Source organism: Halomonas alkaliantarctica (assembly GCF_029854215.1).
In the GTDB taxonomy this organism is placed as follows: Bacteria; Pseudomonadota; Gammaproteobacteria; order Pseudomonadales; family Halomonadaceae; genus Vreelandella; species Vreelandella alkaliantarctica_A.
Map to the genome: position 1 here is coordinate 2,891,797 of NZ_CP122961.1, position 24,749 is coordinate 2,916,545.

Genomic DNA, 24,749 nt, shown 5'->3' on the forward strand with positions numbered 1-24,749 from the left:
GCATGACTATCGACTTTTGGAGCCTCGGACTGCAGGCGGTTAACGTCCTTATCTTGGTCTGGTTGCTGTCGCGCGTATTCTGGCGGCCAGTAGCCACCGCGATTAAGAACCGCCAGGAAACAGCGAACGCCCTACTAAGTGATGCACAAACAGCCAAAACCAATGCCGAGACCGCCCTTGCTGAGTTGACCGCTGCCCGTGAAGGCATTGCAGCCGAGCGTGACACTATGCTGGACGAAACCAAGAAGGCATCGGAACGCGCCGCCAACAGTGTGCTGGCAAACGCCCACAAAAAGGCAGAAGCACTCATTGAGGAAGCCAAGCTTAGCAACGCCCGAGAGACCAATGCGCTGCGCGTCGAACTCACGTCTCACGCCTCCCTGCTTGCCGTGGACATTGCCCAAAAGCTACTCACACGACTGAACACTCCCGTGGTCCAAAGTGCCTTTCTGGGGCTCCTCGTTGAGGCCATCGGCCAGCTTTCCGCACAAGACCGACAGGCACTCATGGAAGCAGAGCACGCTATCGAAGTGATCAGCGCAATAGAGCTTGACGAGGAGGACAAGGCAACCCTAACGCAAGCGGTTGGTCAGGCCCTCGGCCGAACACCAGCGCTAACCTTTCAGACGGATCCCGAACTGGTGGCGGGCGTTGAGATACACACTCCCCATTTTGCGCTTCATAATAGCTGGCAGTCGGATCTCGCCAAGATCATTCAGGCACTCAGCCATGCCGTATAAAACTCTCGACTGGCTTGCGGCCGCACAACGCAAAGTCTCTTGTTTATCGATTGGCAGCCACACCGAACACAAAGGCCGGGTTGAGGAAATTGGCGATGGCGTGGCACTGATCTCGGGACTTCGTAATGCCCGCCTTGACGAGGTAATGAGGTTCGAAGGGGGGCAGCTTGGCTTTGCCCACGTTCTGGATGCCGACCTGATTGGCTGCGTTCTTTTTGATGCGGCGACCGATGTAAAAGCAGGCGACGCCGTATTCGGCACTGGTGAAGTGGTTAACGTTCCGGTAGGCGAGGCACTACTCGGCCGGGTGCTTGATCCCCTGGGCCGCCCACTCGATGGTAAGGCACCGATAGAGGGCACCACTCACTTACCCATCGAACGCCCAGCACCTTCGATTATCGAACGCGACCTAGTCACCGAACCGGTTCAGACCGGGATATTGGTGGTCGACACGCTATTCGCCTTAGGCCGCGGCCAACGCGAACTGATTGTTGGCGACCACGCCACGGGAAAAACCACGCTGGCAACCGACGTGCTGATTGCCCAGAAGTCGAGCGATATGATTTGTGTTTACGTGGCAGTCGGGCAAAAGACATCCAGCGTTCGGCGCGTCATTGATGCCCTGCAAACCCAGGGAGACTTCACTCGTTGCATCGTGCTAGTAGCGGGGTCTGCAAGTTCACCTGGGCTTCAATGGATTGCGCCCTATGCAGGGATCACAATGGCGGAATATTTTCGCGATAAGGGACAGCATGCCCTGATCGTGATTGACGACCTTTCCAAACATGCGGCCACCCACCGCGAAATCGCGCTTCTGACACGTCAGGCACCGGGGCGCGAAGCATATCCTGGAGATGTTTTTTACATTCATGCCCGGTTGTTGGAACGCGCCGCCAAGCTATCAAAGGCACGCGGAGGCGGCTCGCTGACCGCACTACCGATTGCCGACACCGATGCGGGCAACCTTTCAGCCTTCATCCCCACCAACCTGATTTCCATTACCGATGGTCAGATAGTGCTCGATGCGGGGCTGTTCCATCAAGGACAAAAACCGGCGGTCGATGTGGGGCTAAGCGTCAGCCGAGTGGGCGGCAAGACACAGGCGATAGCGTTACGCGAGGCCGCCAGCACTCTGCGGCTTGATTATGCTCAGTTCCTGGAGATGGAGGTATTTACCCGGTTTGGTGGCATACCCGATAGTCGTGTGCGCCAGCAGTTGATCCGCGGCGGTCGCATCCGCGCCATTTTGCGTCAGCAGCAGCATATGCCTTTACGACTAGCCGATGAAGTCGGCCTAGTGCTAGCCGTTCAGGCAGGCCTGCTTGACCCACTCTCACTGGACGCGATAGCGACATTCTGCTCGGGTCTACCGGCCATATTGGATACCCACGCTGCGGAAGCGGTGGCAATGATTGCCGAAACGGGAGCGCTGCACAGCGAAATCCACGAGACACTCATGTCTGTGATGACACGCTTTGCCAACGCCTTATCAGACGACAAAGCGGATACGAGGGTCACCGCGCCCTCTAACGAGGTACCAGCCCCATGACCGAACGGTTGGCGGATATCAGTGCTCGAATCAAAAGCGTCCGCCAGCTAGGCGCTGTCGTGAATGCCATGAAAAGCATCGCAGCCTCACGTGCCTATACTGCGCGAACACAGATCATAGCTGTCGACAGCTATGCGGCGACCATTTCCGCTGCAATCTCTAGCGTTATCGCCCCCTCCCCTTACCCTACCGAAGCGCAGGCTAGCTCCCCACAATACAAACGGGGGTTGCTGGTATTCTGTGCCGAACAGGGGTTCGCTGGCGCATTTAGCGAGCGGGTGCTAGATAGTATCGCCAGCCCTGAAGCCCAGCCATTGTTTATGGTCGGTACGCGCGGGGAGCTCATTGCTTTAGCCCGCGGCTTAGTACCACGCTGGAGTCTGGCAATGCCAGCACGAACGCTGGGTATATCCAAACTTGCGGATGAGATCACCAAAGCAATCTATCGCGATATCGAACGAGGAGAGATCGAACGTCTGGATGTCATCTTCACTGCCTGGAATGCGGGCCATCCCACGATCATTCGACAGGGAATTTTTCCCATTGACCATTCAACTTTTCCACCTAGCGTAGGGAAACGCTATTTAACACAAATCCCTCAGGAAACGTTGATCAGCGACCTGAGTGGACACTATTTTCATGCCTTAGTGTGCAAGGCGGCACTGCATGCCTTTAGCGCAGAAAACGAAGCACGCATGGCCACGATGTCTGCGGCGGGAAGCCAGATTGAGCAAGAATTGGGGGTGTTTCAGGCCACCTTGCGTCGCGTCAGGCAGGAGACGATCACCGCAGAGCTCATTGAGCTGGGCACCGGTTTCGCATTGTCACGATAGAAGTGGTGCCCGCTTGATCCAAATACGTGGGATCAAAATCGGCCATTGTACTCAGCGCATGATAATCGTCGAAGGTCACCACCCCATGGCGAAAGGTCAGTAACCCGTTTTCGCGCAATTGCCTGAGCACACGATTAACGTGGACCGCCGTTAACCCTAACGCATCGGCCAGATGGTATTGGGTGAGGGGGCAAACATACCCCTGTTTATCCCCCAACCCCACAAGTTTGAGTCTTGAGCCAAGTTCCAGAAGAAAATGCGCCATGCGCCCCACAGCACTGCGTCGACCAATATTAACGAGATGCTCAACCACCATGGCTTCATCCCGCGACGCTGCCCACAGGACAGCTGTTACAAGCCGCGGATTGCGAGATAGAATTTCAAGCAGCTCTTTCACTGGTACGTCAGCAACTTCGCTATCGGTGATCGATTCAATAGTGTGATCAGACGTGTGCAGCAATACATGTCGCAGACCCAGGAAATCGCCCGGAATATGAAAATCTACGATTTGGCGAGCTCCATTGGGCAGTATCTTATACGAACAGGCCCACCCCGCCGATAGAATATAAGCTAAATGATTTGATTGTCCCTGATCGACTAAGCGTCTTCCTGCCGCCACTGGTTTACAAGACTGATGCAAGTCCGAGATAAGAGTACGTTCGGCCTGTGACAACGCCATATATGCCCCAAGTTTACGGGCAAGCGGGAGAGTTTCAATCGCCGTCATAACCTTTCCCAACGGAATAAAATATAATCAAAAAGCCAAAGCGTGACTGCTTTTGATTAGCCTAGCATAGCGGGGTTTCTATCAACCTGCTGCTAATCAGGCGTGGGCTACATTAGCATTAGCGCGCGAGATTTGATTAACACCGGCGCATTTTCTCGGGCGCTTCCAAAGGCTATTCTGCCCGCATGGCACTATTCATGGTGTAGCGGGAGAGACTTTTTTGCTTGGCAATATCGGCAGTACAAATGGCACCAAAAAGGTCAATCATCAGGGCTTTATCCGGTCCGGTGTGGGGGCCTGATCCCGCCGTAAAGACCACTTGATCGCAGCCGTCAAAAGCGTGTTCAAACTCACCCTCTAAACCAGCAATCACGGTGTCTATGTTGCGCTCGTTAAATCATGCTGCCTGCTCTTCACTGCGAATCACCGCCTTTATGGGCGAGTGGTATTGGCTGCGGCAACGCCCAATATCAAGCTGCTAGTAGAAACAATGCCATCGTTGGCACCCAGTACCGCGGCACGCAGCCAACCGGAACGGTCGGATCAATGTGGTTCTGAATGGATCATGGGTTTATTGCTCTAGTGGTTGGGTCTCAGTAAAACACCGAACAGTTTTCCTCTTTTGGCTTTAACGCTTCAGGCCATGTACGCTTATTGAACGAACATTCAATGAAGGAGCTTGCATGCAACGTCACCCGTTACTCGCCGCCATGTCACTGGGTCTTTTCGCTGGCGCTGCCGCCACGACGGCGCTAGCAGATATGTCGCCACTGGAACAGCAGCTAAAAGATCTTGAGTCATTTCAAGTAATCGCCCATCGCGGCGCCAGCGGCCATGCGCCGGAAAGCACCATGGTGGCTTATGAGCTGGCCCATGAGTGGAAGGTCGATTACTTAGAGCTGGATGCCCAGCTCACCGCCGATGGAGAAGTGGTGGTGTTTCATGACGATGCCATTGATCGCACCAGTGATGGTGAAGGCAAGATTAATGACTACACCTTGGAAGAGCTAAAAGCGTTGGATACCGGCAGTTGGTTCAATGAAGCCAACGCTGATAAAGCAGACGCTGACTTTTCCGGGGCACAAATCCTCACGCTGAATGAGCTATTCGAGCGTTTCGGTGACGATGCACGCTACTACATTGAAACCAAGTCGCCGCAGCTAAACCCAGGGTTGGAAGAAGCCCTGGTAGAAACGTTGGAAGAGTACGAAATGGTCGAGAATGGCCGCGTATTAGTACAGTCCTTCGAGCAGGACAGCCTGTTAAAAGTGCAGCAACTTAACGATGACATTCCGCTCATCCAACTGGTTTGGTACTACCCCAGTGAAGAGGATGAAACGCGTTTAGTGGAGTGGACCGGCGTAACACCGGGCCCAGCAGAGATTAGTGATGAAGACTTCCAGACGGTAGCGGAATACGCGGCGGGAATCGGTACTAACTATATCTACGAAGGCCAAGAAGTCATTGATGCCGATTTTATCCATCAGGCGCAGGAAAACGGCTTGTCTGTACACGTCTATACCATCAATGAGACCGATGAGATGGAGCGTTTGATGGAAATGGGCGCAAACGGCCTGTTCACCAATTACCCTGATCGTTTGCTTAAGCTCGTTGAGTAAGCCCCTTATAAACAAAAACGCCCGGCCTTGGCTGGGCGTTTTTGTTGCAAAGCTTTAAGTTAAAGTCAGGTGCTTTACTCCAAACCAAGCGTTTCAATTACCGCCGCTACTCTTTTACGTTTATCACCCTGCAGTGTTTTAAGCGGCTGGGGCAAACAAGGCTGGCTTACTCTGCCGGTGACTTCTGCAATAGTCGCCGCCAGTCGCAGGCTACCGCCGTACTCCTTGTAGAGGACCCAGAGCGGCTCTAGGATGTCTGAAAGAGCCCTGGCCCGTTGAGCATCCCCCGCCTGGGCTGCCCGGGTTATCGCCAGCGCTGCTTTCGGGTATAGCCCGCCGATTACCGAGTACCAGACATCGCAACCCGCGTTTAATCCGGTGGCGGCTGCTGCGTCGCCGCTGATGCCGATGGTGACATCTGCGGGAATCAGCTTGCGCAACCTTGCCACCCGCTCCTTTGCGGATTCAATATCGTTGCTCACTGGCGGAATTTTGATGGAGTGAACCTGGGGCAGTTGCGCGATTCGCCCATGCAACTCATCGCTGAATTCAAAATGGGTAGTGCCGGGGTTGTCGTAAACACATAGCGGCACACTCAGCGATCGGCAGACGGTTTCATAAAGGTCGAACACTTCATCATCAGTGAGTTTTTGGTAAGAAACAGGTGCCAACAGTACCCCGCTGGCACCGGCTTGCTGGGCGCTTTCGGCATTGGCCAACACATCGCGGGTACGTAACGCACCAATCCCTATGATAACCGGCACACCTCCTGCGTTTTCCACGCCAAGCTTGGCAATACGAGCACGCTCGTCACAGCTTAAATAGGCGTAACTGCCCGTCGATCCCAACACGCCAATGGAGTCCACGCCAGCTTTGGCCACGTATTTCACTAAGCAGCTAAACTCACGTTCCTGGATGCTGTGCTCGTTCATAGGGGTTAATGGAAATGCACTTAGGCCGGTAAACATGATGAATGATCCTTTAAGATGCCAATTGCAAATAGTGTCGCACAGGCGATTATGCATAATGTACAAGCATTCATCAGCAAGGGGTGCATAAGCTAGCCGAAGGAATTATCAGAGGAGAGTCTGGCATGAGCAGCTCAATGACTTCAGCGAAGCGGCGCCAAGCAGTCAATTGGGGCCTGGCGCGGCTTGGGCATCGCCTTGCTAGCGCTCTTTTTTTAGTATGAGGGTAGGCTGATACTGCCTGGATTAACGGTCGCACGTTGGTAATTGCAGGGCGCCTTTGGCCGGGGCTATATTTTTTATCTTACAATAAAAATTGTGAGTTCTAACGTTGAATGGAACACCCTGATCATGCACCTCGCCTGCTGCTGGTATTGACGGTTTTAGACTAGCCGTTTGGGCATCCGGGTGATCGGCAATGGTGGCTGACGCGCCCGGCAGGTACATCGTCATTGACCGTTTGGTAAATAACCATATTAAAAGCATTGGGATCATTAAGGGACTTAGTTGGGAGATTGCAGGGTTGCTGGTCGCTGTATCGTTTTCGATTGGTTCTGAACATGGCTGGGTTCCGCTAATGTCTTGATTTGTAGAATAACAACAGCAACGGGCCATCGCTATTCGTTGACACATCTTCCTGTTATTTTTCTCGGATTAATGTAGTGTTTGTGTATGTGCCGTACCGATATGGCATAGTTGTTTTTTGGTGCTTATCGTTCAGTCATTGTAACTAGCTCTGACTTTAAAAGAACAATGCCATTAGGGCTATGGCTATGAAGGAGAACACGTCATTAACTCATACACATCTAAAGTGCAGAACATATCTGCATCGTGCATGATCCTGGCGTTCAGCAATCAAGCAGCAAGCCACCGCCAATGTCATCACTCGTTTTGAATGGTTCTTCATTACGATTGGCCTTACTTGTAGTGTCCACCCTCTTTTTACTGGTGGGGCTCAGTCTCGCGGGAACGAATGCCGTTGCTCGGGAAGCACCGCTTTGTTTAGTGGCTCACCCTGATGTCACCACCCGCTGGTTAAATCGCGATACCACCCGTGCGATTTTTGCCATGCGTCAGCGCTCATGGCCGGACGGCCAAGCTGTCAGAGTCTTCGTATTAAACAATAGCAATCCCGTTCATGCTCGCTTTGCCAAAGAGCAATTAGCGGTTTACCCGCACCAGCTTCAGTTGGCCTGGGACCGCATGGTCTTCTCTGGGACTGGGCAAGCCCCAGACCGAGTAAGTGACCAAGCAGCGATGCGCGAGCACGTTGCCACCACACCCGGCGCCATTGGCTACCTTGAAAGGGAGTATCTGGATGATAGTGTCCAAGTCATTTCGGTGGAATAAATATCCAGCCTTTGCCGCGCTGGTAGGCGCTGTGGTGATGTTTTTTTCTGCTTACGCCCAAAGCGATGAAAGCACTATGGATACCCTCCAGGTGCATGGTTTTCTGAGTCAGGCGCTAATCGTTACTGACCATAACAATTTCTTTGGCCCCAGTAGCCAAGATGAAGGCAGCTTCAAATTCACTGAAATTGGCCTAAATGCCTCGTTACGCCCTCATCAAGATGTGCTGCTTGCTGCACAGATGTTAAGCCGTCGGGCAGGAGGTAGTAGTAGCGATGCACATCCTGAGCTCGACTACGGTCTCATTGATTACCAAATGATTTCAGATCAGCAGCGCACCTTTGGCATTCAATTAGGAAGATTCAAAAACCCCTTTGGTTTTTATAACCAAACGCGCGACGTGGCGTTTACCCGTCCAAGCATTTTGCTACCTCAATCAATTTATTTTGATCGCACACGTTCCCTCGGGCTTTCTGGAGATGGGATCAGCTTGTACCACGAAGAAAGACTTTCTTCCGGTGTTCTTCGAACGCAAGTAGGTATCGGCCAAGCCCAAGCAGGTGAAGATTTACAAAGCGCTCTGCGGCTAGAAGATGTACCGGGCACACTCAGTGCAAAACAGTCAGCGATAGGGCAGATTCGTTATGAGCACGACGGGGGCCGCATTATTGCAGCTCTGAGCACTGCTCAGGCAAAAGCACGGTTTGATTCCAATATTCCAGAACAGACGGATGTGTCATTCCGGTTCCGACCTGTCGTTTTGTCCTTACAATATAACGAAGAGCTTTGGAGCCTGACAGGCGAGTTCGCTTTAAGGCCAACTAAGCTGGGTGGCGTAGAGAACCGCTGGGTAAATGATGTGACGGGCGAAAGCTGGTATCTCCAATACGCGCGTCGTTTTGCAGACGAATGGCAATGGCTAGTGCGTTACGACAGTCTTACAAGTAATCGCGCCGATCGCAGTGGCAAGTCTTTCGAAGAAAGCACCGGGGGGAGCGTGCCAGCACACACTCAATTTGCAGATGATTTAACGTTTGGTCTGCAGTGGGTCCCACACCCTCAAGTAATGTTGGCAGGCGAATATCACCATGTTGATGGCACTGGTTGGCTGCCCATTCAGGATAACCCAGACTCATCAGCAACCAGCCGAAGATGGAACATGTGGTTGTTGCAGCTATCGCTGCGATTTTGAGGCTCCGCTCGATCCTGGCTAGGACGCAACCGTAATGAAAACACCTACCCTTTTTCGAACGCCTAAGCGTCTTAGCCTGACCTGGAGGGTTATCGCTTTAAGCAGCCTCCTGCTTTTAGCGCTGGTCACACTTTTCACCTGGCTAGGCCACGACAACTTAACGCGTCAATTCCAGGAAAGTCGCCTTCAGCACCATGAACGCCAGCAGCGAGAAATCAACTTAGCCCTACTCCGCTCATCAGAAAACTTGCGCCAGCTAGCTGGTTTAACTGCCGCCTCTGCAAGCCTTGGACTGCCCTTGCAAGCGGGTAGCACAGCCGAAGTAGAGCAAGCGCTGAACTCCCAGTGGCCTGCTCTACAGCTCGAAGCGGGAATTGATGAGATTCTAATCATTAATACTCATGGAGAGGTACTGGGCAGCTGGGGCACCGGGAATTCGCTATCCCAGCTTCCCATAATGAGCTGGGTAAGCCGTGTTATAAACACCGAACGACCACTTGCCGCGCTCCGCTGTTCAGGAAGCTGTCAGCAATTTGCTGCCGTACCAGTGTTGGTGGATGGAGAGAGTGTCGGCATGGTCGTGCTGTCCCGTTCGTTAGCCGATGTAACGCGGCAAGCCAAAGAAGTGTCAGGCAGCGAAGTCGCGCTACTCGTCACCGGGCCCGTTGAAGAAAGCCGGGTGACGGCAGCACGACAACTGCAAGCGTGGAATGGCCAACTGCTGGCACTCACAAGCGAAGAACAAAGCTTAGAACCTTTACAGAGGGCGGCAGAGGCTGCCCCTGTTCGTCGTTTGATGGAAGCACCATTAAGCCTTGAACATGACGGCAGGAATTTAGAAATCAGCGCAGTGCGCATGGGAGAGGATAACGAACGTAGCAATATCGGATACTTTTTGCTGATATCAGATATTACCGAGCAAATTAAGGCTATTAATCAGGATACTCGTACGCTGTTGTTCGTAGGCGTGCTCGGCTGGATTGCTGCAGAACTACTGCTATTGGTCATATTGCTTGGGCCAATGGCTCGATTACGCAGAGTAGCCGGATTGCTTCCAGCCTTGGCCAATGGAAAATTTAGTGACATACACTCCGCCATCCCCAGCCGCCGTCGTCGCATTTCCGATGAGATAGATGTCCTTGAGAGCACCACGCTTGAGCTTTCAAGCCAGCTTGAAATGTTAGAGGGTGAAGTGCAAGAACGGGGCGACCAACTAGCTGAACGTATTGAAGAGCTAGCCAAAGAGCGTGATTTCGTTAATAGCCTGCTGGATACTGCCCAGGTCTTTATCATTGCCCAAGATTGCGCCGGACGCATCAGTCTAGTGAATGAGTATGCTCAGCTGACGCTGGGGCTTAATGAGGCGTCATTACTTGGGCGTCATTTTGCTGATGTCTTCGAGGCGGGCGTCCCGACCACAGTGAATACTTTTTCCCAGCCCCAACAAGAGGAAAAAATGCTACGTACGCCCGACCATCGCCTTCACACTATTGCTTGGTACCATGCACCATTACAAACAAGTAGTGAGGGGAAGGGAGCGCGTATATCGGTAGGACTCGATATTACCGAGCGCAAGGCTGCCGAAGCGCGACTTACTTGGTTGGCTGAACGCGATCCGCTGACGGAGCTATACAACCGGCGCTACTTTCAATATGCACTACAAATCGCCCTTGATCGTCCCTCGAAAACAACAGGGGCAGTACTGCTGCTCGATTTAGACCAGTTCAAAGAGGTCAACGAGCTGAGCGGGCACCACGTAGGCGACAAATTACTGTGTGAAGTGGCCAGCACCCTCTCCCATAATCTTGGCGGTCGTGGCGTCATAGCCCGTCTGGGCGGTGACGAATTTTCTCTGCTATTGGAAGATACCAACACCGAACAAGCGATAAGTGTCGCTCAATATATCGTCCAGCTATTAGATGGTATCGGCTTCGTTATCGGCGAGCGGCGGCATCGAGTAACGGCCAGTATTGGCATTGCCTTGTATCCTACCCATGGCGATACGCCAGCAGACCTGATGGCTAGCGCCGATGTGGCCATGTACAAAGCTAAGGAGAGCGGTATTCAGCATTGGCACCTACTTTCTAAGTCGGAAAATGCCAAAGACGAGCTACAAGAACGCGTTTACTGGGTTGAACGCATCCACAATGCGCTTGAAGAAAATAGCTTTGAGCTAATGGTCCAGCCCATCATGCGCTTGGAAGACCAAGACGTAAAACACCATGAGGTGCTGCTGCGAATGCGTGACGCGGATGGCAGCCTCATTGCTCCCGCGCACTTTATTCCTATTGCCGAGCAGAGTGGACAAATCGTCTTAATTGACCGCTGGGTATTGCGGCATAGCTTAAAGGCACTTAGCCAATTACAGGATCGGGGTATCACACTAGCGGTGAATCTCTCCGGCCAATCCCTCCACGATGCAGGACTAAAGCAGTATCTCGCCGAGGAATTGGCCGCCAGCGGCGCTGATCCTCACCACTTAATATTGGAAGTAACAGAAACAGCTGCGGTTACCGACTTTTCTACCGCACGGGGCGTATTACAAGCAGTGCGCGATCTGGGTTGCCGCACCGCACTGGATGACTTTGGGGTGGGCTTCAGCAGTTTCCACTACCTCGGGCAACTGCCCGTCGATTATATTAAAATTGATGGCTCTTTTATTCGCAGCTTGCTTATTAGCCCTGACAGTCGCGTCATTGTTCGCGCTATTGCTGACATTGCTAAAGGTTTTGGCAAGCAAACCATTGCTGAGTTCGTTGACCAGGAAGCGCTATTGCCAATACTTAAAGCTTATGGGATAACGTATGGTCAAGGATTTCATTTAGGGCGACCAGTTCCAATCCTTACAGCTTTTAATAACTACCGGTGACAAGAATTATTCTTAAAAGTAATTAATCATCAAACTAATCGATACGCAAGGAAAATAGTGATGGAAGCAACTCAAAAAAAGGAGAAAACTAGTAATGCAGTATTAGATGCTTTCACCTCTTTTAATGATGATTTTGTTTTCAGCATTGCTATCACTGAAAATGAAAAACATCGGATATACAAATTGCGTCACGAAGTATATTGCCAGGAAATTGGTTACCATACAGAACAAATAGCTAACCAAAACAGTGAATCGGATATTCACGACGCTCATTCCATTCACTGCTTGATCGAACACCGACGCTCTGGACTGGCGGCTGGCTGCCTTAGATTGGTATTACCAGCACCCCTTCATGAGGGAAAAATGAAGAGACTGCCTCTTCAGGATTTTGGTGAGCAGACGCTTCCACACGACGTTTTGCATCCCGCTAAACTGCCATATGAGAGTATTTGTGAAATATCACGTTTTGCTATCGCTAGAGCATTCCGCCATAAAGCGATAAATCATGAAACGCTTACTCCAAGCGCTTTTGATTACCAATTCACAGCCACTGAAAGAAAGACATTCCCTTTAATAGTTATTGCCTTGTTCCTCGCAACTTACGCACTCGTAGGGTTAATGAAAAAACGTCACGTATTTGCCATGATGGAACCAAGGCTTCCAAGACTTCTCTCCATGTCCGGCTTCAAATTTACAAAAATTGGAGAAACGATTGAAATGCATGGTAAGCGAAATGCTTTTTACATTGATCACAATAAAGCAGAAAAAGAGATGAATGAAGAATTAATGCCGTTTTATCTTCACATCTGGGAAACTTTGGAACCACAATTAAAAGAACTGCTGGAAACAAAAAATAGCAGTTCTATTGATTAGCTTAATCATCCTTCCTTATGATGTTCTGTTACTCTCCACTATTGATGCGGATCTAAAATCATTAACCGTCACGCTGGTGAATTTCTCTAAGAAAAACACTAGTGTTTCGGGATATTGGAATCGCTCTTCGAAGCGCTCTTGACCCTGTTGTGAGCGACGTGTCACGCTTGCTTTATATCCCTCATTCGACTTAGATACCTTTACGCTATTTTCGCGCATTCCGTCACGCTTGATGGCAGTGATGGGAGAGTTATCGTTCAATAAAACGTCTAGTTGTCGTGCTGCAGTGCGTTCTTCATCAGAAGCCCAGAGGGGTTGATCCCGATCACCATAACGGTAGAGCATAATGACCAGCATGACCGAAAAGATACTGCTGGTCAGCATCCAGGTTAATAAAACGCTCGAAAGCGGGGTTGTCAGCATAATGATTAGCTGAACCAAAATACCTACTGCCAGCACACCGGCTAAAGGCCTCCACATACGCGGATTCATAAACCTGCGCTTCAAGATATATCCCCAAAGCCCAACCACCGCTAATGCTCCTAATAGTAAATGCACGGGAGCAAGTAGCGTACCCCCTCCCGACAATAGGGCAATCACTCCAATCATTACCATTAAACTGTAGAAAGCAGCTAACAGGTAGTAAGCGCGATCAAGGGTCATATGCAGTCTCCATGCGGGTTAACCGATGGCCTTCGTCACCATCGGCTTTATTGTTATAGGCATGCGGATAAAGCCTTGAAGAGCAGTATAGATTATCACGCCAATTCTTCACTATTGCCTTGCTAACCAGTGTTACAGGTTACAGCCCCTGTGCGCCCCGGCGCAGCCAGTCGTGGACAAACGCAAGTTTACGGCGGGCAGTCTCCGAGAGTACAAAGGGGTAAAGATCCGGCAACCCCATCGAACGGTTGACGTGATTGACCCCAACGGTGAGCGAAGCTGCCACGTAAATCAAGCGCTCGGCATCAGGCTCTGCATACGGCTCCCACTGATGGCTAGGTAGCTCTGGTGAAGAGAGGTCTGATGCCGCAAAACTATCGGCAATATCGGTTAAATGCAGCAGATGCGCAGCAGTTTCGGCCCAGTCTTCGTGGGGGTGTGCAGAGGCATAGGTGGTTAAATAGCGCTCTTTCCAATCGGGCGGTGGCCCATTTTGGTAGTGGTGCTGGAGCGCGGCCTGGTAATCCTGTCGCTCGTCGCCAAACATCTCGCGAAAGGCATTCAGAAAATCTTCACGCAGGCTTAGCCGCCACCAGAGCATGTGAGAAATCTCGTGGCGCATATGGCCAATCATCGTGCGGTAAGGTTCCTCTAACGCTTCACGACGCGTCGTAACCAGCACGGGATCTACCTCGGCCACGCTAATGGTCACTACGCCCTCAATATGTCCCATCGGTACCGGCGTACGGCCTTCGGCGAGCAGATGAAAAACCGGCGGTGCCCCTGGGTCTTCCGGGCGGAACCAGTGCCAGCGGCCTAGGTTGTCCAGCACCCAACGTTTGGCTGCTTCAGTCTTTGCCCAATTTGGGATCGCATCGGGAAGGTTGGGGTCTGGCGCCAGCGCCGTCATTGCACAAGCGCGACAAAAAGCGCCCTCTTCGGGGGCAATCCAGTTACAACCGATAATGTCACGATTGATGCAGAAAGGTGGCATTGGCACAAAGGCCCGGGCCTGAGGGTCATAAGCGACCGGGGTACCGTCTGCGGTTGCGAGATTGTCGAACCAAAGAGAGCCCGAACCTACGGGATTTGAAAATACGCGCATACGGTGAAGCTCCTGAAAGCGAGAAAAAGAGAACCTCCATACCCGCCAGAGCGTCCTCTTTTCCAAAGTCCTATTAAAAAGTGTGCAGCGCCCCTTACTTCATCTCAAGACGATTTCATTTCAAAACTATCTCATTTCAAGACTATTTCATTTCAAAACCGCGCTGGACCAAAAAGTCACGCATGTGAGGGCGCAACTTATTATCGAACAACGGCTTAAGGTTGCGGGACCAATCGGTATCTTTATTACTGCTGCTGCGAGCCTGATAGTAAGCCTGCATGGTCGTGTCAAAGGCCTCTACCTGGTCAACGTCTTCAGTGTAGTAGTCTTCTTTAAGAACTGCCTCTACGGGTAAGCGTGGCTTCACTTCCGGCTCTTGGTCTGGGTAGCCGAGACACATACCAAACACTGGGTAAACGTGCTTGGGTAAACGCAGTAGATCGCTAATCGCTTGGGGATTATTGCGAATACCGCCGATATAGCAGATCCCCAACCCTTCGGACTCAGCCGCTACCGCCACGTTTTGCGCCATCAGCGCCGTATCCACTGTCGCCACCAGCAGTTGCTCGGTCATTCCCCGCACAACGTTCGCGCCGGTGCGCTCTGAAGCCTCCGTCGGGCGCTTCATATCCGCGCAGAAAACTAAAAAGTCGGCACTTGAGGCAATATAGCCTTGCCCACCAGCCAATTCTGCTATCTGTTCACGATTTGCCTGATTTTTCACGTGGATAACGGTATACGCCTGAACATGACTGGATGTCGCTGCCCCCTGCCCCGCCTGGATAAGCTCCAGCAGCAATTCCTTTGGAATCGGTCGATCACTAAATTTACGAATCGAACGGTGGGATTTCAGTAACTTAATAACGTCGTTCATGGAACCTCGCTTATCTGTATAACGCTTATCTGAATCAACTAAGTAACAGGGTAACAGATTTGTACAATATGACAGGGTTGGTTGATGGCTTTAAAACTGGCTACAGCAAATGCATCACCGCGCCGCGCACACCGCGTTGATCTACCCATAATTTACCGAGTGTAATCGGCAGTTTGAATCGACGCTTTCCCGCCGCACCTGGATTGAAAAGCAACTTTCCCTCCTGGTGTTCATTGCGGGGTTTATGGGAGTGACCATGCAGAAGTACATCACAAGAAGTTTTCGGGTCGAAATCCTCTAATCGGTGAACAAGGTGCAGATGTTTTTCGTTCACGATGATGTCCTGATGTATTGGCAAACGCGCTGCCCAGGCCGCCGTATCGATATTGCCCTTTACACAAATCACCTTCGCCAGTGTCTCCAAGCGTTCTAAAATCGCTTTATCCGCTTCTTTACTGCCCACATCCCCCAGGTGCAGGATAAGCTCGCACCCCTCTAGCAGGCAAAGTGCTTCGTCACGCAGCAACCCATGGGTATCGGCAATAACACCGACGGGAGAATTAACCCTGCAGCACGGTATAGATGGGCTCATTAACAACCTCTCCCCACGAATAAATAATGTCATTTTAGCTTTTTATGTTAGAACGCTATTAAATATTGCTCATCACGGCCGATATCTAAACTATCAAATAGATAGCGATGCCACGTCATTTATTAGATTTTTATTGTCTAGGTAATAAGTTAGCCACCGGCAAGCTATACTGTTAAAGCTATATGCTGATAACTGACACTTGATGGAATAATAACGACGCCAGGAAGCCGATATGACCAATACCCCTCAAAATGCACCCGGGCAAGAGTGGAATGCCAGCAACTATGCCCAAAATGCTAATTTTGTACCTAAACTAGGCAGTGAAGTGGTCAAGCTGTTAGCACCGCAACCCGGTGAACGTATTTTGGATCTTGGCTGCGGCGATGGCTCGTTGACAGAGCGCCTTATGCAACTTGGCGCTAATGTTCTCGGCGTAGATGCTTCAGAAGAGATGGTCAACGCCGCCCGCCAACGCGGTGTGACTGCTCGCGTCGTTGATGGGCACCAACTGCCTTTCGACCATGAGTTTGACGCGGTATTTAGCAATGCGGCGCTGCACTGGATGCTTGACCCCCAGGCGGTACTCGCAGGCGTTAAGCGTGCATTGAAGCCGGGGGGACGGTTTGTGGTCGAGTTCGGTGGCCATGGCAATGTTGCCGCTATTTGCACGGCACTGATTGCCGCCCTTCAGTTCCGGGGGATTAGCGCCCGCGGCCGCCACCCCTGGTACTTCCCAACGACTCATGAGTACGGTCATTTGCTGACAACAGTCGGTTTCAAAGTTGAAACCATTGAGCTGATCCCACGCCCTACTCAACTGCCCACTGGAATGATTGGATGGCTTGAGACGTTTGCCAGCCCTTTCTTACATGGGCTTGATGAGGATGTGCACGATGCGGTGCTTGAGAACACCTTGACGCTGCTGAGCCACAGCCTACGCGATAATCAAGGAAACTGGACGGCAGATTACGTGCGTCTGCGCGTTTCCGCCAGAGCATAGCGATAGCCGCTTTTTAGTGACAAAAAAGCCGCGGATGATAAATGCATTTATCATCCGCAGCTTTGGCCAAATCAAGGCCTAGAACTCATCCCATTCATCGACGACCGCTTGTTTGCTTGGCGTTGCCTGCTGGCGTGGCGCTGGCTCAATACGGCTGCCGATTTGTTGCTGATCTTGCTGCTGCCGGGTAGCGCCCTTATGCGTCAATGAAACTGCATTGCCTGCGCTCTCATCAATACGGAAGGTAGCCATCAAGTCGGCCAGTTCCCGGGCCTGCTCCTCTAGCGAGCTAGCAGCCGAGCTGGTTTGTTGCACTAGTGCAGCATTCTGCTGAGTGACCGAATCCATTTCGGTAAGCGCAGCATTAATCTGCTCAATGCCACTGTTTTGCTCCCGAGTGGCGGTCGAAATTTCACCCATCAGGGTAGTGACTTGACGAATCGCATCCACCGTTTGGTGAATTGTCTGCCCACTGCGCTCCGCTTGCTCAGCACCACCGTTAATTTTCGTGGTGGTCTGCTCAATTAGGCTACGAATTTCTTTGGCAGAATCAGCACTGCGCGTCGCTAATGACCGAACCTCGCTGGCCACAACGGCAAAGCCACGGCCTTGCTCGCCTGCACGCGCGGCCTCCACTGATGCATTGAGGGCTAAGATATTAGTTTGGAAAGCAATGGAATCGATCACACCTATAATATCGTTTATCTGGCTCGCACTGGCCGCAATCTCTCGCATGAGTTGCACCGTGCGTTCAACCTCTTTACCACCTGACTCCGCCGACTGCGACGCCTCGACCGAAAGCTGATCCGCCTCTTGGGCTGTTTCAGCATTTTTACTTACCGTGGTCGACATTTCTTCCATGCTGGAAGCGGTTTGCTGAAGCGCAGAGGCCTGCTGCTCGGTTCGTGAAGAGAGATCCTGGCTTCCTGCAGAGATATCTCCCGCGCCGCTGAAAACGCGCTCGCTACTCCCTCTCAACGCCATAACCAGTTGTTTTAGCTTCTCCTGCATGGCTGACAGGCCACTGAACAACTGACCAATTTCGTTGCGGCCACGATCCTCAATCTTGCCTGTCAGATCGCCATCAGCTATGCGCGCAAAGTGCTCACTAGCGCGGCGAAGGGGCCTGACAACGCTACGCATCATTGCCCACCGAATCACCACCACTGCCACGAGTGAAATCACTAAAAGGGTAATAGCAATGGCACCAATAATAGTCGCCAAGCGATTGAGTTGTTGAAGGACGCTAGCGCCACGCTCCTCGGTATAAGCAATAAAACCACTCATAGCTAGGTCCAATTCGGCGCTTAATGCCCCCAATTCTTCTTGTCTGCGCTGAATTTGAAAAGGCGCGGCTTCGAGTAGAGGAGAAATGCCTTCTGTCACAAAAGCATCGTATGCGCTGATAATCGCATCACGGTGGGGAGCCAGCGAGCCGTCAGGATTGATTGGCACAGCACGAAACTCATTAAAACGCTCCTCTGCCTCTGCTACCGCCTCTGTGGCCATAACAAGGCTTTCCTGCCCTTTTTCTGGGTTACCCTGGGTACTGAAACTTGCCGAACGGTCTAAAAAAGTTTGCGCTCTAAGTGCGTGCACCTGTGTACGGTTGGCTAAATTAACGAGCCGTACGTTGGTGGCAGCCAGTTCTTCAAGCGCCTGCGAGCTATTATGATTGGAATAAAACCCGAGGCCACTGATCAAGCCTATCATAAGCACCAGTAGGGCTAACGCAGCAGTCAGACTCCATTTAATAGAGAGGTGCTTCATTCTGTTAATTCCTTAATATTTTAATTGATTCAATAAGATATCGGCCAAACTAAAAAACTGAAACGCCACAGTACGAATCTGAGCGCTGGTCTAACATGGAGTGTGATTAACGATCATCCACCGTCGTTAAGATACCATGGCTACGCTTTGCCGGCTGGCCGCCTGCGCAACGTCTATCTGGAGCCAAGCCCCCGCCTTACACTCTAAGCGAGGAGCCTCGACTACCCCCTGTAAGCGTGCCCGCGATAGCAGCGTGGCCTTAGTGTTGGCTTTAAGCGTACCGACCATGTACCCGTCAATATCGACACAACTCCCCTCAATGTATGACGCCACGTGGCCAGAAGCAGTCACAGAGACAGGATGATTGGGCGCAATGAGTGTCCCCTCCAAGCGACCCTTAATGAGCACAGGTTCATCGGCGATCACTTTGCCTAAAATATGGGTGGCTGACCCAATCCGGCTGCCACCAGATATGCACTCAATATTGACGGGAAGCGTCGCGGTGGGGGTATCCGCTTCAGGTGGCAACATCGCTTCAAAGGGTAAGTCTGGGATGGGAGCGGAGCCCGCTGCATGTGCGTTGTGCGATATACCCGCCGCGCTTAAAGCGCGCTGTTTTAACCTACGACGCTTGCCGTCCCATACGATCAGCGTCATTGCCCCAACGCCCAGCACAATAAACCATACTTGAATACCCATGCTGCTGCCCTGTCGCTTTAGATGTGGTTACCCCAGCTAACGTTATACTCGTTCTGCTATATTACGGCGGCGTGAATAAGCCCCTTCACTTGGCTTAACTCCAGGCTTTAAGACGCTAACAAGCCGATTAAGGTATTTGATGCTCTTTAATGCACCTCAAAGGCGCTTTGTCTTCATTCACCAGGAGTCACCCTATGTTTAACAAAGCCAAGAATTCCCCACCTGACAATAAGTCCGCGACGTTAATACCCCCTGATACACGTTCATCTACCAAGACAGGCACGCCAACCACCAGTGCGCGGCCAAGCCTCTCCGTTATCGGAGGGCATACACAAGTGGAGGGGGACATTAATAGCGATGAGGATTTGACGGTAGAGGGACGCGTAAGCGGCATTATCACCTGCAAACAGCACACCGTTACCTTAGGTGCCAATGGCTATATCAACGGCGATGTATTTGCTCACACACTGCATATATCAGGCGAGGTAACCGGCAACTTGGTGGCACACCACCGCGCAACGATTCATAAGGGCGCCCAGGTCTCAGGCACTATTGTCGCCCCCTGCCTGGTACTGGAAGATGGCAGCGTATTCCATGGCAGTATCGATATGGATCCTGACAACGAAGTACTAAAAAACGCCTTTGCCGATGCCAGCGGCAGCATGACTAAAACCACACCAAAAGCAACCGACGAGAAGCGCTCAACCACGAGTGCGAACGCCTCAGAACACAACACCACAGAAGCAAAAGCTAACGATTAAGGCGCAGCCAATAGCATCAGCGGCTATGAGCACATACAGGGCAAGCGGGATCGCGAGGTACTTGAAAATGCCGCCATTGGCCGCTTAAGCCATCAAAGGTGGAGAGCCCCTGATGGGCAGAACCTGCGCCACTAAGCAGCTTAAAGGCTTCTACCGCCTGAAAGCAGCCGATTAAGCCCACCAGTGGCGCCATGACGCCACTTTCTGCGCAGCTTAGTGCTTCGTCGCCGCTGTCATCGGGCGGATAGAGGCAGGCGTAACAGGGGCAAGTTACGTCGCGGGGATCAAATACCGCCAGTTGACCTGAAAAGCGAATGGCCGCTCCCGACACCAGCGGCACCCCGGCATTTTGTGAGGCGGCATTTACCGCATAGCGGCTTGAAAAACGATCGGTACAGTCGAGCACCACATCCGCCGAAGCGACTAAGCGTTCGAGCGGTTCCCCAGCCAAATGCTCATCTAATGCAATCACGTGGCAGTGCGGGTTGAGTGCCTGCATGCTGGCCTGGGCAGAGTGCGCCTTATTTAAACCAATACTGGCGTGCTGGTGGGCAATTTGACGTTGGAGATTGGAAAGCTCGACGAGATCGGCATCGGCAATCGTGATGCGCCCTACCCCCGCGGCAGCTAAATAGAGCGCTACCGGAGAGCCCAAGCCGCCAGCACCAATAATCACCGCATGGGCAGATTGGAGGCGCTCTTGGCCCTCGATATCCACCTCGGGCAGCATAATCTGGCGGCTATAGCGCAGCAGCGACTGGTCATCCATCATCGGCTTACTTATCCTCAAATTCCTCGAAGGCGGGGACGTGTAAATTGAAGCTTTCTTTCACCTCTTCCATCACCACGTAACTTTTCGATTCTTTCACACCCGGTAGCGTTAACACCACATCGCCCAATAGTTGACGGTAAGCCGCCATTTCAGGAATGCGGCACTTCAGGATGTAGTCGAACTGTCCCGAGACGAGGTGGCACTCCTGAATCTGCGGTAGCTTCTCGACGGCACGGCGAAACTCATCAAAGACCGCTGGAGACTGCGTTTCTAAGCTGATCTCGACAAAGACTAATAAATTGGCTTTCAAAGCCCGCGGATCAAGGATGGCTTGGTAACCACGAATAATACCCGCTTTCTCTAAGCGCTTAACGCGTTCAAGGCAAGGGGTTGTGGACAAGCCCACTTCCGAGGCTAAATCGACGTAAGAAATACGCGCATTTTCCTGCAAGCAGCACAGGATTTTAAGGTCGATACGGTCCAGCGTTCTATTTTTTGGTTTCATGGCAGGATCCAATACTGATGAATCAGGCAGTTATTAAAGGTGCCCTAGGGTAACCCTTTCATGCCCCCCCAGGTCACGAACACTTTCAACGTTTTGATAACCAGCGCAATTAAGTGCCTCACGCACCATTTCGGCCTGTTTAAAGCCGTGCTCAAGCAGCAACCAACCAGACGCCGCTAGATAACGCTGTGCAGAGTTTACCAAATGCAGTAAATCGGCCATGCCGCAAGCGTCAGCAACAAGCGCTGAGCGTGGCTCAAAACGCACATCACCTTCGGTCAAATGAGGATCATCGGCGGAGATATAAGGAGGGTTACTAACAATAATATCGAAATGCATACCCGCTTCCGCATAGTTTTCCAAAGCGGCAAACCAATCGCTCTGTAAAAACGCGGCGTTAGCGATCCCTAACGCTTGCGCGTTACGGGTTGCCAACGCCACTGCCTCCAAGCGCAGATCCACGCCCAGTACTTGCCAAAGGGGTTGCTCGCTGGCAAATGCCAGGGCAATGGCGCCAGTCCCTGTGCCAAGATCGAGCAAGCGGCCTGAGGGCAGCGTCGCTCGGCCAAGCGCAAGCTCAACCAGGGTTTCAGTATCGGGCCGGGGTATCAACGTATCGGGTGAGGTGGCTAAGCGCAGCCCCCAAAATTCGCGTTCGCCGGTAAGGTAGGCGACCGGTGCGCCCTGTACACGTGCAGCGATAAGCGCATCGAAACGGGCGTGCTCCCATAAGGGGCAGATTTTATCGCCCCAGGTGTAGAGCCAGGTGCGATCACGCCCGAGTACGTGGCATAACAGCACTTCAGCGTCGATACGCGGCGAGCTGGAACCCACCGCCTGCAAGCGCTGGGCAGCTTGTTTCAACAGCGCATCAAGGGTCATTAGACGTCCTGAAGGGCTGAGAGCTGTTCCGCTTGATACTCGTGAATCAGCGGGCTAATCACGTCATCCAACTGCTCGCCGCTGACCACTTCATTGAGTTTATAAAGCGTCAAATTAATGCGATGGTCGGTAATCCGCCCCTGGGGGAAATTATAGGTGCGGATACGCTCACTGCGGTCCCCCGAGCCCACTAGCGAACGGCGTGCATCCGCTTGAGTCTGACGCTGGCTATCGACGGCGTTACGCTTCAACTTCGCGGCCAGCAGCGACATCGCTTTAGCACGGTTTTTATGCTGGCTGCGCTCTTCCTGACACTCCACCACCACGCCGGTGGGCAGGTGCGTAATGCGGATCGCAGAGTCCGTGGTGTTAACGTGCTGACCGCCGGCACCGCTGGAGCGGTAAGTGTCCACGCGCAGATCCGAAGGGTTAATATCGATATCGCCAACGTCATCGACTTCAGGCATCACTGCGACGGTGCAAGCAGAGGTGTGAATGCGGCCCTGGGATTCGGTTGCGGGGACGCGCTGCACACGGTGGGCGCCGGATTCAAATTTTAGTTGGGCGTAAACACCATCCCCTTTGACACGGGAAATGATCTCTTTGTAGCCGCCCTGCTCGCCGTGACTGGCGCTCACCACCTCTACCCGCCAACCGCGTTTTTCGGCATAGCGGGAGTACATGCGAAACAGGTCGCCGGCAAAAATGGCCGCTTCGTCGCCGCCGGTACCGGCGCGCACTTCCAGAAACACCCCACGGCCGTCATCGGGATCTTTAGGCACCAGCAAGCGCTTCAGCTCGAGATCCAGCTCGGCTAACCGTTCCCGCCCTTCGCTTAACTCCATCTCTGCCAGCTCGCGCATGTCAGCGTCGCTATCGCGGCTAAGCTGCTCGGCTTCGTGCATATTGGTTTCAATATCACGATAGCGCTGCCAGGCCGCCACTAGCTCTTCTAACTCGGCATATTCACGTGAGTAGTCGCGAAAGCGCTGCTGGTTATTGATCACGTCGGGATCCGACAGCAGCATCGCCAGCTCTTCAAAGCGTTCGGTAAAGCTGTCTAAGCGTTGGCGCAGAGTCTCTTTCATGCGGGCGTATCATCCTTCTGGCGGTTAACCGTGGGCGCAGGCGTGGTCTCAAATGCGGGTTTTGCGGGCAGCAGCAGGCGCGGGGCGGCATTCAGCAAGTCATGGTGCTCTTCAGAAGCCGCATCGCGTATGGCCTGTGTGGGCTGGTGGAGCAAACGGTTGGTCAACTGATGGGCCAAACGCTCAATGACTTTAGCGGGGTCTTCACCCCGCGCCAGCCTCTCTAACGCTTGGTCGCGTGAGAGATCGCGCAGCGCTTCGCCATGTTGGCGGTAGTCGCGTATCAACTCACCGCCGTTACGAATACGCCGCTCGTGCTGCCAACTCCCCACGCCGTGTTCAATCAACGACTCGGCTTGATCAGCGGCAACCTGGCGGTGACGACGATTTTCCTGGATAACTTCTTCCAAATCGTCCACGGTGTAGAGGAACACATCCGCTAATTCGCCCACTTCAGGTTCAATATCTCGAGGCACCGCAATATCGACCATAAAGACTGGCCGATGGCGGCGCTTTTTGAGTGCACGCTCGACCATACCTTTACCAAGGATGGGTAGCGGGGAAGCGGTGGAAGAGATCACAATATCAGCGTTTTCAAGCGCGTCAGGAATCTCTTGCAGGGTAATCGCCGTCCCCCCTAAGGGGCCTGCCACCAGTTCAGCACGTTCACGGGTGCGGTTGGCGACGGTAAGCTGGCGAACGCCCGCTTCGTGCAAATGGCGCGCAACTAATTCGATGGTTTCACCGGCGCCGATTAGCAGCGCGCGTGAACGGCTAAAATCATCAAAAATACGGCTGGCCATGCTGACGGCGGCGTAGGCTACTGAAACGGGGTTTTTGCCGATGCCGGTTTCGGTGCGCACCTGCTTAGCCACCGCGAAGGTGTGCTGGAACAAGCGTTCAAGCTCGCCACCCAAGCCCTTGGATTGGCGTGCCTGCTGATAGGCGTCCTTCAGTTGGCCCAGAATCTGCGGCTCACCCAGCACCATAGAGTCCAGGCCAACCGCTACGCGCATTAAATGGCGCGCCGCATCGTTGTCTAAATAGTGGTAGGCACAGCGCGTCAGCTCGTCGACGCGTAAGTTATGAAAGCGTCCGAGCCAATTGAGTACCGCCTGCTCGCCCGCCGCATCCGTGACACAGTAAAGCTCCGTGCGGTTGCAGGTAGAGAGCACCGCCGCTTCACTGATTTGTGGCAGGTTACGCAATTCAGCCAACGCGGCATCAAGCTGCGTCGGCGTGAAAGCCACCTGCTCACGCACGGCCACGCTGGCGGTACGATGATTTATTCCCAGGGCAAGAAGCGTCATGCGTTATG

24 protein-coding genes and 1 pseudogene are annotated in these 24,749 nt (G+C 52.6%); 10 read left to right on the forward strand and 15 right to left on the reverse strand.

From position 1 onward, the window contains the following. Positions 1-2 precede the first annotated feature (2 nt). From QEN58_RS13240 to QEN58_RS13250, 3 genes are read left to right on the forward strand one after another with little or no spacing between them, the layout of a single operon-like run. The gene (locus QEN58_RS13240; RefSeq protein ID WP_280104102.1) at positions 3-740 is read left to right on the forward strand and encodes a F0F1 ATP synthase subunit delta; all 738 of its coding nucleotides are present in this window, start codon (positions 3-5) and stop codon (positions 738-740) included. Then, positions 730-2,289 carry a F0F1 ATP synthase subunit alpha gene (locus QEN58_RS13245; RefSeq protein ID WP_280104103.1) on the forward strand — a complete coding sequence of 520 codons (1,560 nt, stop codon included), beginning with the start codon at positions 730-732 and terminating at the stop codon, positions 2,287-2,289. The genes QEN58_RS13240 and QEN58_RS13245 overlap by 11 nt, the downstream gene beginning before the upstream one ends. Then, positions 2,286-3,122, forward strand: coding sequence for a F0F1 ATP synthase subunit gamma (locus tag QEN58_RS13250; protein WP_280104104.1), 837 nt, complete (start codon positions 2,286-2,288; stop codon positions 3,120-3,122). The genes QEN58_RS13245 and QEN58_RS13250 overlap by 4 nt, the downstream gene beginning before the upstream one ends. Here the strand turns inward: QEN58_RS13250 and QEN58_RS13255 are convergent. From QEN58_RS13255 to QEN58_RS13265, 3 genes and pseudogenes are all read right to left on the reverse strand, one after another. Then, complete coding sequence (locus QEN58_RS13255) at positions 3,085-3,849, reverse strand: Crp/Fnr family transcriptional regulator (RefSeq protein WP_280104105.1); 765 nt, start codon at positions 3,847-3,849, stop codon at positions 3,085-3,087. The two genes, QEN58_RS13250 and QEN58_RS13255, sit on opposite strands and share 38 nt — an antisense overlap. Before the next feature lie 175 nt (positions 3,850-4,024). Beyond that, positions 4,025-4,291 (reverse strand): annotated as a pseudogene (locus QEN58_RS13260) (NAD(P)H-binding protein); the annotation flags it as partial. Continuing rightward, positions 4,282-4,374 carry a VIT1/CCC1 transporter family protein gene (locus QEN58_RS13265; protein WP_425270332.1) on the reverse strand — a complete coding sequence of 31 codons (93 nt, stop codon included), beginning with the start codon at positions 4,372-4,374 and terminating at the stop codon, positions 4,282-4,284. The gene QEN58_RS13265 and the pseudogene QEN58_RS13260, both read right to left, overlap by 10 nt. 158 nt (positions 4,375-4,532) lie before the next feature. On the opposite strand from QEN58_RS13265, the gene QEN58_RS13270 reads away from it, so the two are divergent. After that, positions 4,533-5,468, forward strand: a complete 936-nt coding sequence (locus tag QEN58_RS13270; protein WP_280104106.1) for a glycerophosphodiester phosphodiesterase — start codon at positions 4,533-4,535, stop codon at positions 5,466-5,468. Between the two features lie 74 nt (positions 5,469-5,542). Here QEN58_RS13270 and QEN58_RS13275 read toward each other — a convergent pair whose 3' ends face one another. Next, positions 5,543-6,436 carry a dihydrodipicolinate synthase family protein gene (locus QEN58_RS13275; protein ID WP_280104107.1) on the reverse strand — a complete coding sequence of 298 codons (894 nt, stop codon included), beginning with the start codon at positions 6,434-6,436 and terminating at the stop codon, positions 5,543-5,545. A gap of 876 nt (positions 6,437-7,312) precedes the next feature. Here QEN58_RS13275 and QEN58_RS13280 point away from each other — a divergent pair. The 4 genes from QEN58_RS13280 to QEN58_RS13295 are packed head-to-tail and all read left to right on the forward strand — an operon-like array spanning position 7,313 to position 12,720. Then, positions 7,313-7,786, forward strand: a complete 474-nt coding sequence (locus tag QEN58_RS13280; protein WP_280104108.1) for a hypothetical protein — start codon at positions 7,313-7,315, stop codon at positions 7,784-7,786. Next, positions 7,755-8,978: a hypothetical protein gene (locus QEN58_RS13285; protein ID WP_280104109.1), complete on the forward strand. Its 1,224-nt coding sequence runs from the start codon at positions 7,755-7,757 to the stop codon at positions 8,976-8,978. The genes QEN58_RS13280 and QEN58_RS13285 overlap by 32 nt, the downstream gene beginning before the upstream one ends. Before the next feature lie 34 nt (positions 8,979-9,012). Continuing rightward, positions 9,013-11,847, forward strand: coding sequence for a bifunctional diguanylate cyclase/phosphodiesterase (locus QEN58_RS13290; protein WP_280104110.1), 2,835 nt, complete (start codon positions 9,013-9,015; stop codon positions 11,845-11,847). Positions 11,848-11,907: 60 nt separating this feature from the next. Beyond that, entirely contained in the window at positions 11,908-12,720 is an 813-nt protein-coding gene (locus QEN58_RS13295; RefSeq protein ID WP_280104111.1) for a PEP-CTERM/exosortase system-associated acyltransferase, read from the forward strand. Between the two features lie 15 nt (positions 12,721-12,735). Here the strand turns inward: QEN58_RS13295 and QEN58_RS13300 are convergent, their stop codons facing one another. The 4 genes from QEN58_RS13300 to QEN58_RS13315 form a co-directional block, all read right to left on the reverse strand. After that, positions 12,736-13,383 carry a hypothetical protein gene (locus QEN58_RS13300; protein ID WP_280104112.1) on the reverse strand — a complete coding sequence of 216 codons (648 nt, stop codon included), beginning with the start codon at positions 13,381-13,383 and terminating at the stop codon, positions 12,736-12,738. A gap of 139 nt (positions 13,384-13,522) precedes the next feature. Beyond that, positions 13,523-14,488: a zinc-binding metallopeptidase family protein gene (locus tag QEN58_RS13305; RefSeq protein WP_280104113.1), complete on the reverse strand. Its 966-nt coding sequence runs from the start codon at positions 14,486-14,488 to the stop codon at positions 13,523-13,525. 142 nt (positions 14,489-14,630) lie between these two features. Next, positions 14,631-15,362, reverse strand: coding sequence for an oxygen-insensitive NADPH nitroreductase (gene nfsA, locus QEN58_RS13310; protein ID WP_280104114.1), 732 nt, complete (start codon positions 15,360-15,362; stop codon positions 14,631-14,633). 100 nt (positions 15,363-15,462) lie between these two features. Then, on the reverse strand, positions 15,463-15,954 hold the full coding sequence (locus tag QEN58_RS13315; protein ID WP_280104115.1) for a metallophosphoesterase family protein: 492 nt from the start codon (positions 15,952-15,954) through the stop codon (positions 15,463-15,465). Positions 15,955-16,186: 232 nt separating this feature from the next. On the opposite strand from QEN58_RS13315, the gene QEN58_RS13320 reads away from it, so the two are divergent. Beyond that, entirely contained in the window at positions 16,187-16,954 is a 768-nt protein-coding gene (locus QEN58_RS13320) for a class I SAM-dependent methyltransferase (protein ID WP_280104116.1), read from the forward strand. Positions 16,955-17,032: 78 nt separating this feature from the next. On the opposite strand, the gene QEN58_RS13325 is transcribed toward QEN58_RS13320, so the two are convergent. Beyond that, entirely contained in the window at positions 17,033-18,724 is a 1,692-nt protein-coding gene (locus QEN58_RS13325; RefSeq protein ID WP_280104117.1) for a methyl-accepting chemotaxis protein, read from the reverse strand. Positions 18,725-18,850: 126 nt separating this feature from the next. Further along, complete coding sequence (locus QEN58_RS13330; RefSeq protein ID WP_280104118.1) at positions 18,851-19,423, reverse strand: bactofilin family protein; 573 nt, start codon at positions 19,421-19,423, stop codon at positions 18,851-18,853. Positions 19,424-19,617: 194 nt separating this feature from the next. On the opposite strand from QEN58_RS13330, the gene QEN58_RS13335 reads away from it, so the two are divergent. Continuing rightward, positions 19,618-20,184 carry a bactofilin family protein gene (locus QEN58_RS13335; protein WP_280104119.1) on the forward strand — a complete coding sequence of 189 codons (567 nt, stop codon included), beginning with the start codon at positions 19,618-19,620 and terminating at the stop codon, positions 20,182-20,184. A 16-nt stretch (positions 20,185-20,200) separates the two neighbouring features. Here the strand turns inward: QEN58_RS13335 and QEN58_RS13340 are convergent, their stop codons facing one another. Genes QEN58_RS13340 through hemA form a run of 5 tightly spaced genes read right to left on the reverse strand, consistent with a single transcriptional unit; the run spans position 20,201 to position 24,741 of the window. Continuing rightward, entirely contained in the window at positions 20,201-20,956 is a 756-nt protein-coding gene (locus tag QEN58_RS13340) for a HesA/MoeB/ThiF family protein (RefSeq protein ID WP_280104120.1), read from the reverse strand. A gap of 4 nt (positions 20,957-20,960) precedes the next feature. Then, on the reverse strand, positions 20,961-21,461 hold the full coding sequence (locus QEN58_RS13345; RefSeq protein ID WP_280104121.1) for an Lrp/AsnC ligand binding domain-containing protein: 501 nt from the start codon (positions 21,459-21,461) through the stop codon (positions 20,961-20,963). 33 nt (positions 21,462-21,494) lie between these two features. After that, positions 21,495-22,343, reverse strand: a complete 849-nt coding sequence (gene prmC, locus QEN58_RS13350) for a peptide chain release factor N(5)-glutamine methyltransferase (protein WP_280104122.1) — start codon at positions 22,341-22,343, stop codon at positions 21,495-21,497. Next, entirely contained in the window at positions 22,343-23,431 is a 1,089-nt protein-coding gene (prfA, locus tag QEN58_RS13355; RefSeq protein WP_133730092.1) for a peptide chain release factor 1, read from the reverse strand. The genes prmC and prfA overlap by 1 nt, the downstream gene beginning before the upstream one ends. Beyond that, complete coding sequence (gene hemA, locus QEN58_RS13360) at positions 23,428-24,741, reverse strand: glutamyl-tRNA reductase (RefSeq protein ID WP_280104123.1); 1,314 nt, start codon at positions 24,739-24,741, stop codon at positions 23,428-23,430. The genes prfA and hemA overlap by 4 nt, the downstream gene beginning before the upstream one ends. Between the last annotated feature and the right edge of the window lie 8 nt (positions 24,742-24,749).